This window comes from Streptomyces sp. CA-181903, assembly GCF_050937075.1.
Classification (GTDB): domain Bacteria; phylum Actinomycetota; class Actinomycetes; order Streptomycetales; family Streptomycetaceae; genus Streptomyces.
The window spans coordinates 3,437,686-3,449,348 of record NZ_JBNJLY010000001.1 but is presented as its reverse complement, the minus strand read 5'-3'; the positions used below and the strand labels follow the sequence as shown (position 1 = coordinate 3,449,348).

The 11,663-nt window shown below is 74.6% G+C and carries 9 protein-coding genes and 2 pseudogenes; 8 read left to right on the top strand and 3 right to left on the bottom strand.

All coding sequences use genetic code 11. The features are described 5' to 3' along the window. Positions 1-100: 100 nt before the first annotated feature. The 3 genes from ACQEVS_RS15425 to ACQEVS_RS15415 form a co-directional block, all read right to left on the bottom strand. Positions 101-760: a response regulator transcription factor gene (locus tag ACQEVS_RS15425; protein ID WP_433027563.1), complete on the bottom strand. Its 660-nt coding sequence runs from the start codon at positions 758-760 to the stop codon at positions 101-103. A 276-nt stretch (positions 761-1,036) separates the two neighbouring features. Further along, the gene (locus ACQEVS_RS15420; protein WP_433020715.1) at positions 1,037-2,377 is read right to left on the bottom strand and encodes a sensor histidine kinase; all 1,341 of its coding nucleotides are present in this window, start codon (positions 2,375-2,377) and stop codon (positions 1,037-1,039) included. Between the two features lie 205 nt (positions 2,378-2,582). Further along, positions 2,583-3,791, bottom strand: coding sequence for a sensor histidine kinase (locus ACQEVS_RS15415; protein ID WP_433027560.1), 1,209 nt, complete (start codon positions 3,789-3,791; stop codon positions 2,583-2,585). A gap of 196 nt (positions 3,792-3,987) precedes the next feature. Here ACQEVS_RS15415 and ACQEVS_RS15410 point away from each other — a divergent pair, with 196 nt between their 5' ends. The 8 genes and pseudogenes from ACQEVS_RS15410 (at position 3,988) to ACQEVS_RS15375 (ending at position 11,662) form a co-directional block, all read left to right on the top strand. Then, positions 3,988-4,413: an NADH-quinone oxidoreductase subunit A gene (locus tag ACQEVS_RS15410; RefSeq protein WP_433020712.1), complete on the top strand. Its 426-nt coding sequence runs from the start codon at positions 3,988-3,990 to the stop codon at positions 4,411-4,413. Then, positions 4,383-5,276, top strand: a complete 894-nt coding sequence (locus ACQEVS_RS15405; RefSeq protein WP_433020709.1) for an NADH-quinone oxidoreductase subunit B — start codon at positions 4,383-4,385, stop codon at positions 5,274-5,276. The genes ACQEVS_RS15410 and ACQEVS_RS15405 overlap by 31 nt, the downstream gene beginning before the upstream one ends. After that, positions 5,273-6,641, top strand: a pseudogene (locus ACQEVS_RS15400) (NADH-quinone oxidoreductase subunit C); the annotation flags it as partial. The gene ACQEVS_RS15405 and the pseudogene ACQEVS_RS15400, both read left to right, overlap by 4 nt. A gap of 526 nt (positions 6,642-7,167) precedes the next feature. Beyond that, positions 7,168-8,139, top strand: coding sequence for a complex I subunit 1/NuoH family protein (locus ACQEVS_RS15395; RefSeq protein WP_398272915.1), 972 nt, complete (start codon positions 7,168-7,170; stop codon positions 8,137-8,139). Beyond that, positions 8,136-8,704, top strand: a pseudogene (locus ACQEVS_RS15390) (NuoI/complex I 23 kDa subunit family protein). The gene ACQEVS_RS15395 and the pseudogene ACQEVS_RS15390 overlap by 4 nt, the downstream one beginning before the upstream one ends. Next, positions 8,701-9,300 carry an NADH-quinone oxidoreductase subunit J family protein gene (locus ACQEVS_RS15385; RefSeq protein WP_433020704.1) on the top strand — a complete coding sequence of 200 codons (600 nt, stop codon included), beginning with the start codon at positions 8,701-8,703 and terminating at the stop codon, positions 9,298-9,300. Before ACQEVS_RS15390 ends, ACQEVS_RS15385 begins: the two are co-directional and overlap by 4 nt. Further along, positions 9,300-9,674 (top strand): NADH-quinone oxidoreductase subunit NuoK, encoded by a 375-nt coding sequence (nuoK, locus tag ACQEVS_RS15380; protein WP_433020701.1) that lies wholly within the window; start codon positions 9,300-9,302, stop codon positions 9,672-9,674. The genes ACQEVS_RS15385 and nuoK overlap by 1 nt, the downstream gene beginning before the upstream one ends. Further along, on the top strand, positions 9,671-11,662 hold the full coding sequence (locus ACQEVS_RS15375) for an NADH-quinone oxidoreductase subunit 5 family protein (protein WP_433020698.1): 1,992 nt from the start codon (positions 9,671-9,673) through the stop codon (positions 11,660-11,662). Before nuoK ends, ACQEVS_RS15375 begins: the two co-directional genes overlap by 4 nt. Position 11,663 lies beyond the last annotated feature (1 nt).

Below are 11,663 nucleotides of genomic sequence, written 5' to 3'. Positions count from 1 at the left end.
CACGCTCCGGCCCGTCCGGCGCTTGGGGACGGCGCATGCCGAGGGGGTCCGGGGGGCGCGGCCCCCGGAACCGGCGGAGAACGGAAAGCCGGGGCGCCGCTCACGACCGCAGGTACGTGAGCACCGCGAGCACCCGCCGATGATCTCCGTCACTCGGCGACAACCCAAGTTTCATGAAGATGTTGCTGACGTGCTTCTCCACGGCCCCGTCGCTCACCACGAGCTGGCGGGCGATGGCACCGTTCGTCCTGCCCTCCGCCATCAGCCCCAGGACCTCCCGCTCACGCGGGGTGAGCCCGGCCAGGACGTCCTGCTTGCGGCTGCGGCCCAGCAGCTGGGCGACGACCTCGGGGTCCAGCGCGGTGCCGCCCCGGGCCACCCGGACCACGGCGTCCACGAACTCCCGCACCTCGGCCACCCGGTCCTTGAGCAGGTAGCCGACCCCGCGGCTGCTGCCGGCGAGCAGCTCGGTCGCGTACTGCTCCTCCACATACTGCGAAAGGACCAGGACACCCAGGTCCGGGTGGTCCTTACGGAGCCGGACGGAGGCGCGGACGCCCTCGTCCGTGTGGGTGGGGGGCATGCGGACGTCCGCGACCACCACGTCCGGCAGCGCCCCCTCGTCGGCCAGCACCCGCACCGCCTTCAGCAGCGCCTCGGCGTCCCCGACCCCGGCCACGACCTCGTGACCGCGGTCGGTGAGCAGCCGGGTCAGGCCCTCCCTGAGCAGCACCGAGTCCTCGGCGATGACCACCCGCACCCTGTCCGCGGCGTTCTCGACCACGCGTCCGGCCCCCTGGCTTTCCTGCGGACGCTCCGGCCCGCGCTACGACTGCGACGCCCCACAGCATCGCAGCAAAACGGCCCCGGGACGGACGGTCCGGGGCCGCGGTGTGATCGGTCGGCAGTCGGCAGTCGGCAGTCGGCAGTCGGCAGTCGGCGGTCTGCGGGCGGCAAGCGGCGGGCGGCGGGTCGTTTGGTGGGATGGCCGGCGCGTCGGCCCGGTGGTCGGCCGGCGGGTCGCCCGGGCGGACGGTCAGCGGTCGCGCCAGGGCAGCTCCGCGGTGACGGTGGTGGGGCCGCCGGCGGGGGAGTCGACCAGCAGCAGGCCGTCGACCGAGCGGAGGCGTTCGGCGAGCCCGGCCAGCCCGCTGCCGTCGGCGGTGGACGCGCCGCCCCGCCCGTCGTCCCACACCTGCAGCATCACGCGGTTGCCCGAGCGCCACACCTCCACCCGCGCGCCGCGGGCCCGGCTGTGCTTGCTGACGTTCTGGAGGAGTTCGGAGACGGTGAAGTACGCGATGCCCTCGATCGCGGGCGCCGGGCGGCGGTCGAGGTCCACGTGCACCTCGACGGGGACGGTGCAGCGGCCGGCGACGGAGGAGAGGGCGGCGTCCAGGCCGCGGTCGGTGAGGACGGCGGGGTGGATGCCGCGGGCGAGGTCCCGCAGCTCCTGGAGGGCGATCTTCACTTCCCCGTGCGCCTCGTCCACCATCTTCGCGGCGGCCTCCGGGTCCTCCAGCAGCTTCTCCTTCGCCAGGCCGAGGTCCATGGCGAGGGCGACGAGCCGGGCCTGCGCGCCGTCGTGCAGGTCGCGTTCGATGCGCCGGAGGTCGGCGGCGGCGGTGTCGACCACGACGCCCCGGTCCTGCTCCAGCCTGGCGACCCGGACGGCCAGCTTCGACGGGCCGAGCAGGGTCTTCACCAGCACCCGGTCCATGGTGGCCATGCCGTGGATCAGCCACGGGGTGGCCAGGACGATCACCAGGCCGACGGCGGACGTGGCGGCGACCTCGAAGGGGTTGTCGAGGTAGATCTCGTGGGTGCGGTCGCTGAAGACCTGCATGCCCGGCTGCCCCCACCACGCCGGGTACATCCACTGGTAGGCCGGGTAGAGGAACAGGCCCCAGCCCAGGATCTGGAGGATCAGCGACGCCGCGAACGTGCAGATGGCCCACGGCATCTGCACCACCGCGTAGACCATGTGCCGCCAGGACGCGCCGCTCTTCAGCAGCGCCCACACCCAGCCCATGAACCCGCCGTTCCGGTTCTCCGCCTGGACGGGCAGCGGCCCCTCGACGTCCGCGTCGAGCAGCAGCCGGGCCCGCGTCCGCTCCACCGTGCCCAGCACCCGCGCCCCGGCGAGGCCGAGGGCCAGCACGGGCAGGCCGATGAAGGTGACCAGGAGGCCGAGGCCCAGCGAGACCGTGGTGACGGCCCAGGTGAAGCCGGCGATCGAGATCGGCAGGCTCAGCTGGAGGTAGAGGAACGCGCGCCAGGTGCGTCCCGACAGGGGCGCCCGCAGCACGAGCGGCAGCCGGTGGTGCGGCTCCGCGGGGGCGGTCGGGTATCCGTGGTCTCCGTAGTCGATGGCCATCTCCAGGGTTCCTCTGTCCTCTGCGTCCGTCGCGTCCGCCGGAAGTGCGGGATGCCTTCAGGTTCTCCCGCGGGGGAGGGCCCGGCCATGCGGTGAGTGGGTGTCCTCGGGGTGGGGTTCTCCCTACCCCCGGTGCCCCTGGGGATGGTGAGGAGGAGTCGAGGCGGAAGCACAAGTGTCCTTCCGCCTCCACCTCCCTCGGCCGTCAGCTCCGTGACCGCCAGGGCAGTTCGGCCGTGATCATCGTCGGGCCGCCGGCGGGCGAGTCCACCTCGAACAGGCCGTCGACCGAGCCCAGCCGCTCCGCGAGCCCGGCCAGCCCGCTGCCGCCGGCGGTGGACGCGCCGCCCTGCCCGTCGTCCCGCACCTGGAGCAGCAGCCGGTCGCCCTTCCGCCACACCTCCACCTCGGCGGTCCGGGCCCGGCTGTGCTTGCTGACATTCTGGAGGAGTTCGGAGACGGTGAAGTACGCGATGCCCTCGATCGCGGGCGCCGGGCGGCTGTCGAGGTCCACATGGACGGCGACGGGGACGGTGCAGCGGCCGGCCAGCGACGACAGGGCGGCGTCCAGGCCGCGGTCCGTCAGCACCGCCGGATGGATGCCGCGGGCCAGGTCCCGCAGCTCCTGGAGGGCGAGCTTCACCTCGCCGTGCGCCTCGTCGACCATCCTCGCCGCGGCCTCCGGGTCCTCCAGGACCTTCTCCTTCGCCAGCCCCAGCCCCATGGCGAGGGCGACGAGCCGGGCCTGCGCGCCGTCGTGCAGGTCGCGTTCGATGCGCCGCAGGTCGGCGGCGGCCGTGTCGACCACGATCCCCCGGTCCTGCTCCAGCTCCGCCACGCGCCGCTCCAGCTCGTCGGAGGGGCTCAGCAGCCCGCGCGCCATCGCCCGGTCGACCGAGGCCATGGCCCGCGCGAGGTGCCCGAGCACCGGCCAGGCGACGAAGAGGGCGCAGATCGTCACGCCGAAGGTGAGCACGCCCCAGGGCAGCCGGATCAGCGTGTACAGCGTGGTCCGCCAGGCCACCGTGTCCTTGAGGGTCCTCCAGACCCAGCCGACGGCCCCGCCGCGGGATCCGCCGCGCGGCAGCGGGCTCGGTTCGTCGACCCGGACGCCCAGCAGCGCCCGCGCCCGGCCACGCTCCATCCGCCCCACGAACCGCACGCCCACCAGGCCCACCGCCAGCAGCGGCAGACCGATGACGGTGAACGACAGCAGCACGCCCGCGAACAGCCACAGCGCCACGTACACGAACCCGAGGAGCGACGTCAGCAGGTTGCTCAGCAGGTAGAGGACCTCTTTCCAGGTCCACGCGTCGAACGCGAACCGGGCGGGCGGCAGTCGCTCGTCCTCGGGCCCGCCCTCGTGGAGGCCGGGGACCCGGGGCCGGGGGCGGGTGAGTGTCGGGGAGGGGATACGGGCGGTCACGGTCCAAGCCTGCCCGGAGCCCCGGGGTCCCCGCCATGGGGGCCCCGGGAGCGTCCCGGTGGGGAGAACCCCACCCCCGGCCGGGCAGCGCTGCCCGGTCCCCGGCCCGTAGCGCCTAGACTCCTGTGCGTACAGATCGTCGAATGCGGACGAACAGCCGCACACAGGGAGTGAGGGGCCGGACGTGCCGGAGGCAACCGCGCGCATCGCGACGGCCGACATCCGGCTCGCGGCGGAGTCCACCGCCTACTTCCACGGCTACGGCCTGGTCGCCCTGCTCGGCGTCCTCGGCGCGCTCTTCGTCGCCGTGGCGTTCGGCGCTGGGCGGCTGCTGCGGCCCGTCGTGCCGACGCCGGAGAAGCTGCTGACGTACGAGTGCGGCGTCGACCCCGTCGGCGAGGGCTGGGCCCACACCCAGGTGCGCTACTACGTCTACGCCTTCCTGTACGTGATCTTCGCGGTGGACTCGGTCTTCCTGTTCCCCTGGGCCACGGTCTTCGCCGCGCCCGGCTACGGTGCCGCCACCCTGGTCGAGATGTTCGTCTTCCTCGGCTTCCTCGCCGTTGGCCTGTTGTACGCATGGAAGAAGGGCGTCCTGGAGTGGACGTGACACGCGCCGAGCCGGTCGGCCTGCCCGAGCCCCGCCGCCTGGGCGCGCTGGCCCGGCTGGCCCCCGAGCCCATGAAGGTGGTCCTCAACTGGGGCCGCCGCTACAGCCTCTGGGTGTTCAACTTCGGCCTCGCCTGCTGTGCGATCGAGTTCATCGCCGCGTCCATGGCCCGGCACGACTTCATCCGCCTCGGCGTCATCCCGTTCGCGCCCGGCCCCCGGCAGGCCGACCTCATGATCGTCTCCGGCACGGTGACGGACAAGATGGCGCCCGCCGTGAAGCGGCTCTACGAGCAGATGCCCGAGCCGAAGTACGTCATCTCGTTCGGCGCCTGCTCCAACTGCGGCGGCCCCTACTGGGACTCGTACTCCGTCACCAAGGGTGTCGACCAGATCATCCCGGTGGACGTCTACGTCCCCGGCTGCCCGCCCCGGCCGGAGGCGCTGCTCCAGGGCATCCTCAAGCTGCAGGAGAAGATCGCGGCGGAGTCGACGGCGGAGCGGTACGGCGCTGTGGCGCCGGGGGCGCCGGCGGGTACGACGCCCTCCGCCGCTGTACCGGCCGCGTCCGTCGCGGAGCTGCACAGCGCGCCGGTGACGGCGCCGGCGTCGCCGGCGGCGGGGGTGGCACCGACGGCCGGGGCGGCTGGGTCCGCGGGGAACTCGGGGAGCGCCCTTGGGGCCGACTCCGGGAACGGTGCGGAGGGCAACTCCGGGGGCCGTTCCGGGGGTGGCGCTGCGAGCGGCTTCGGGGATGGCCCGGCGAACAGCTCTGAGAGCGGCTCGGCGAACGGTTCCGAGGACCGTTCCGGGAACGGCCCGGCGAAGGGCCCTGCGAACGGCCCCGGGGAGGGCGGCCGATGACCGGCTGGCTGCCCGCACCCGTCACCGACCTCTTCGGCGCGGACGCCACGGCCGAGGAGGCGTACGGCCTGCTCACCGTCGACGTCCCCGCGGCGTCCTGGATCCCCGCCCTCACCGCCGCCCGCGACGTGCTCGGCTGCACCTTCTTCGACTGGCTGAGCGCCGTCGACGAGCCCGGCACGGGCTTCCTCGTCTGCGCCCACCTCGTCGCCCTGCCGACCGCCGCCGACGCGTCCGTCCGCCGCCTCGTCGTCCGCACCACCGTGCCGCACGACGCGCCCGCGCTCCCGACCGCGGTCGAGGTGTACGCCGGCGCGGGCTGGCACGAGCGCGAGACGCACGAGATGTTCGGCGTCGACTTCACCGGCCACCCGAACCTGACGCCGCTGCTGCTCCCGAGGGCTTCGAGGGCCACCCGCTGCGCAAGGACTTCGTCCTGGCGGCGCGGGTCGTCAAGGCGTGGCCGGGCGCGAAGGAGCCGGGGGAATCCGATCACGGCGGGCCCAAGCGGCGGCAGATGCTCCCGCCCGGCGTCCCCGACCCCAACGAGTGGGGCCCCTCAAGGGCCAGCTCCCGCCCGCCCCGGCCCGCCCGGCCCGCGCCGCCCGCGCGACGGGCCCGGCCGCGGCGGGCGACCGCCCGGTCCGCCGCACCCGCACCGCGGGCGACGGTTCGGCGAGCCAGGAAACGACGGCCCCGGCGCGCCGCGCGAGGAGCGCGTCGGAGGGTTCGGCGAGCCAGGGCGAGGCGGGTGCGGCCGTTCCGCGTCGTACGCGCAGCGCGTCGGAGGGCTCCGTCGGCCAGAGTGAGGCGGGCGCCGCCGCTCCCCGGCGTACGCGCGGTGTGTCGGACGGCTCGGCGAGCCAGTCGGTGCCGACGGCCCCGGAGGGCGCCGCTCCGGCGCCGCGCCGGACGCGCGGCGCGTCCGAGGACTCCGCCGGCCAGAGCGAGGCCGGCGCCGCCGCCCCCCGGCGGAACCGGAGTGCGTCGGACGGTTCGGCGAGCCAGGACCAGAGCCAAACCCGGCCCGGCGCCGCCGCTCCCCGCCCTACGGGCAGCGCCTCCGAGGGCTCGACGAGCCGGCAGGGGACCGCCGGCGCGACGCCCCGCCGTGCGCGCAGCGCGAGCGACGGCTCGGTGAGCCAGTCCGGTACGGACGCGGGTACGGGCCCGGCCCCCGCGACCACGCCGACGGGCGCCCCGAAAGCCACCCCGGCCACCCGCCACCCGGCCCCGCGCTCGTCCGACGCCCCGTGGCACCACGCCCGCCCCGCCTTCGACGAGCCGCAGGCCGAGAAGCCGACCGCGTCGGATCGCCCCGCCGACCCCTCGACCCCGCCCGCTGCGGAGCCCGCGGCGCCGGAGGCGGCTGAAGCGGCGGAGGCTGCGAAGCCGGGCGCGCGCGAAGCGGCGGAGCCCGGGACGGACGCTTCCGCCCCGCAGGGCGCGCCGGCCGCGAGGGCCGCCGCGTCCGGCGAGCAGCCCGCCGGGGAGCCCGGCGACAAGCCCGCCGCGCCCGGTGACAAGCCCGCCGCGCCCGGCGACAAGCCCGCCGCCTCCGGCGAGCAGCCCGCCGCCTCCGGCGAGCAGCCCGCCGGAGCGCCCGTCGAGGGACCCGGTGTTGCGCCCGTCGACAGGCCCGGTGTCGCGCCCGCCGACAGGTCCGGTGCCACGCCCGCCGCGTCCGACGACAAGCCCGCCGCCTACGGCGAGCAGCCCGCCGGAGCGCCCGTCGAGAAACCCGGCGCCGCGCCCGCCGCACGCGGCGATGAGCCCGCCGACCACCCCGGCGCCCCCGCCGGAACGCCCCCGCCCCCGGCGGGAAGCGACCCGCCGCCCGCGACGGCGGCGCCCCCGAGAACGACCCTGACCCCGCCGGAGGCGACCCCGCATGAGCAGCAGCGACGCCCTCGACGTGGTGCTGCGCCTCGTGGCCCTGTTCGGGGTCTTCCTGGTGTTCCCGCTGCTCGTGGGGCAGATGGAGCACAAGGTGATGGCCCATATGCAGGGCCGGCTCGGGCCGATGTACGCGGGCGGGTTCCACGGGTGGGCGCAGCTCGTCGCGGACGGCGTGAAGTTCGCGCAGAAGGAGGACATTGTCCCGGCCGACGCTGACCGCCGGGTCTTCCAGCTCGCGCCGGCCGTCGCGCTCCTGCCGTACCTCCTCGTCCTGGTGGCCCTCCCGATCGGCCCCGGCGCGGCGGTCGGCTGGTACATCGACGCGGGCGTGTTCTTCGTCCTCGCGGTGATGGGCGTGGGCGTGCTCGGTTCGCTCATGGCCGGCTGGGCGTCGGCGAACAAGTTCTCGCTGCTCGGCGGCCTGCGGACGGCCGCGCAGCTCATGGCGTACGAGCTGCCGATGCTGCTCGCCGCCGCCTCCGTGGCGATGGCGGCGGGCACGGTCTCGCTGCCCGGGATCCTGGACGCGTTCCACTGGTGGTGGGTGCCCTGGCAGATCGTCGGCGGGCTGGTGTTCTTCACCGCCGGCCTGGCCGAGCTGCAACGGCCGCCGTTCGACATGCCGGTGGCCGACTCCGAGATCATCTTCGGCGCGTACACCGAGTACACGGGTCTGCGGTTCGCGATGTTCCTGCTGTCCGAGTACGCGGGCATCGTCGTCCTCTGCGGGCTGACGACCGTGCTGTTCCTCGGCGGCTGGCACGGCCCGTTCGGGGCCGACGGGCTCGGCTGGGTGTGGACGCTGCTCAAGACGGCGGTGCTCGCGTTCGTCGTGATCTGGCTGCGGGTGAGCTACCCGCGGCTGCGCGAGGACCAGTTGCAGAAGCTCGCCTGGACCGTGCTCATCCCGCTCGCCCTCGCGCAGATCGCGCTGACCGGCGTCGTCAAGGTGGCGATCTCATGAACATCCCCGGCAGCGGCCTGGCCAAGGGCCTGGCCGTCACCCTGCGGACGCTCACCCGGCGCACGCAGACGGTCCAGTACCCCGACGCGCAGCCCGAACTCGCGCCCCGCACCCGTGGTGTGATCGGCCTGTTCGAGGAGAACTGCACGGTCTGCATGCTGTGCGCCCGCGAGTGCCCCGACTGGTGCATCTACATCGACTCCCACAAGGAGACCGTCCCCCGGCCGCGCCGGGCGGGCGCGAGCGCAGCCGCAACGTCCTCGACCGGTTCGCGATCGACTTCGCGCTGTGCATGTACTGCGGCATCTGTATCGAGGTGTGTCCGTTCGACGCCCTCTTCTGGTCGCCGGAGTTCGAGTACGCCGAGACGGACATCCTCGACCTCACCCACGAACGCGACCGGCTCCGCGAGTGGATGTGGACCGTGCCCGAGCCGCCCGCGCTCGACGCGGCGGCGGAGGAGCCGAAGGAGGTCGCGGCGGCCCGCAAGACGGCCGAGAAGATGGCGGCCGCGCAAGCAGCGCGGGAAGCCCAGGAGAAGGAAGCGAAGGAGGACGGAGCATGAGCACCCACGGCGTCGCACTCGCCTCGGGCGCGCACGGCTTCCTGTCGCCCACCGGCGTCGAGGTCGCCTTCCTCCTCGTCGGCCTCGTCACCCTCGGCGCCGCCGTGCTGACCGTCACCACCAGGCAGCTGGTGCACGCCGCCCTGTGGCTGGTCGTGGCGCTCGGCGGGCTGGCCGTCGAGTACCTGCTGCTGACGGCCGAGTTCGTGGCCTGGGTGCAGGTGCTGATCTACGTCGGCTCGGTGGTCGTCCTGCTGCTGTTCGGGCTGATGCTGACCAAGGCGCCCATCGGCCGCTCGCCGGACGCCGACTCCGGTAACCGGCCCGTGGCGATCGCGGTCGCCGGCGCCGCCGCCCTCGCGCTGGTCTGGGTCGTCGTGGACGCCTTCCGGAGGACGTGGATCGACCTCCGCGGACCGGTCCAGGGCTCGACCAAGGTGTCCGGCGAGATGCTCTTCCGGTACTGGGTGCTGCCCTTCGAGGCGCTGTCCGTCCTGCTGCTCGCCGCGCTCGTCGGCGCGATCGTGCTGTCCCGGCGGGGCAAGGAGAACGAGACCGGGGCCGAGGGGCCGCAGGGGAAGGAAGAGATCCGCTGATGCACCTGGTCTACCCCGCGGTCCTCGCCGCCCTCCTCTTCTGCACCGGCCTCTACGGCGTCCTCGCCCGGCGCAACGCCATCCTGGTGCTGATGTCCGTCGAGCTGATGCTCAACGCCGTCAACCTCAACCTCGTCGCCTTCGACGTCTGGCTGCGCGACGAGCTGCACGCCGGGCAGGCCCTCACCCTGTTCACCATCGCCATCGCCGCCGCCGAGATCGGCATCGGCCTGGCCATCGTCCTGCTCGTCCACCGCAACCGCGGCACCGCCGACCTCGACCGGCTCCGCGACCTCCGCGAGGACGACGCGGACGGAGCCACATCCGAAAACAGCGCCACCGACCGCGAGCAGAAGGCCGAGGCCGCCTCGTGACGACCACGACCACCGCCGCCCTCGTCCCGCTGCTGCCCTTCCTGGGTGCCGTCGGCGGCATCCTGGCGGGCCGCCGCGCGCCCGGACTCGTCCGGCCGTTCGCGCTCCTGCCGACCGCCGTCGCCGCCGTGCTCGCCGTCGTCGTCGCCTGGCAGCAGGGCGGCGGCCGGGCCCTCGACGCGGCGACGCGGCTCACCCCGACCGGCTCCGTCCCCATCGACCTCGCCCTGCACCTGGACGGCTTCGCCGTCCTCGTCGCCGTGCTCGTCGGCGTGGTCGCCACCTGCGTCCAGCTGTACTCGACGGCCTACCTGCGCGACGACCCGCGCTACCCGTCCTACGCCGCGCTCGTCTCCCTCTTCACCTCCGCGATGCTCCTCGTCGTCTACTCCGGCGACCTGATGGTGCTGCTGGTCGGCTGGGAGGTCATGGGCATCTGCTCGTACTTCCTCGTCGGCCACTACTGGGAGACGGAGGCCGCCCGCGCCGCCTCCCTCAAGGCGTTCCTGGTCACCAAGCTCGGCGACGTCCCCTTCCTGATCGGCGTGTTCGCGCTCGCCGACGACGCCGGGACGTTCCGGATCGACGGCATCGTGCGCACCGCCGCCTCCGGCGACCTCTCCCACCCCACCCTCACGGCGCTGCTGCTGCTCGCCGGAGTGGCGGGCAAGTCGGCCCAGTTCCCGCTGCACACATGGCTGCCCGACGCGATGGCCGGCCCCACGCCGGTGTCCGCGCTGATCCACGCCGCGACGATGGTCGCGGCCGGTGTCTACCTCGTCGCCCGGCTCCTCCCCGTCTTCGCCGCCTCCACCGCGGCCCTGGCGGTGCTCGCCGTGCTGGCGGCGGTCACCATGGTCGGCTCGGCCGTCGCCGCGCTCGCGCAGGACGACATCAAGCGCGTCCTCGCCTACTCGACCGTCGGCCAGCTCGGCTACATGACCGGCGCCCTGGCCGTCGGCGACCGCGGCGCCGCCGTCTTCCACCTCGTCTCGCACGGCGCGTTCAAGGCCCTCCTCTTCCTCGGGGCGGGCGTGGTCATCCACGCCGCCGGCACCAACTCGCTGGCCGCCACGGCCCGCATGGGCGGCCTCGCCAAGCGCGTCCCCGACGCGTTCTGGACGATGACCGTCGCCCTCCTCGCGCTCGCCGCGATCCCGCCCTTCAGCGGCTTTTTCTCCAAGGAGGCCGTGCTGGGCGCCGCCGAGCACGCCGCCCGCGGCGAGGCGGACGGCATCCCGGGCGCGGTCGGCTGGACGGTGCTGGTCGCCGGCCTGCTGACCGCCGTCCTCACCGCCGCCTACGCCACCCGCCTGTGGCTGCTCGCCTTCCGCGGCAGCGGCCCCGAGGCCGCCGACCACGGCCGGCAGCCCGCCGCCATGACGGCCGTCCTGTGGGTGCTGTTCGTCCCCACGGTCGCCCTCGGCCTGGCCGCCTGGAAGCTCCCCGACTGGTTCGACGGCGGCTCCCTGACGCCCACGCTCACCACCTCCCTCCTGTCCACCGGCTGCGCGCTCGCCGGCGTGCTCGTCGTCACCGCGGCCTGGCGCCGCACCGCCGCCCTCGCCGCCCGTACCCCCCTCGGCGCGGTGGCCGCGGACCCGGAGCAGGCCCCGGCCGTCTCCGAGGAGGAGGCCATCGCCACCCACGAGGCCGCGTACGGCAGCGTCGCCGGCGCCCAGGACCCCGCCGACCCCGGCCGGCTCCTCCTCGGCCCGCTGCACCGGCACGCCGCCGTCGGCTTCCACCTGGACGCCGTCGTGCACGCGGTGGCCGTCCGTCCGGCGCGCGGTGCCGCCCGCCTCGCCCGCTTCCTCGACCGCGAGGTCGTCGAGACCTACGTGCGCGGCGCGGCGTCCGCCCCCGGCCTGCTGGGCGCGGCCGTCCGCCGGGCCCAGACCGGCAACACCCAGACCTACCTGAGCGTCCTGTTCGCGGGCTCCGTCGTCCTGGCCGTCGCCGCCGTCCTCGTCGCCTCCGGAGCCTGAC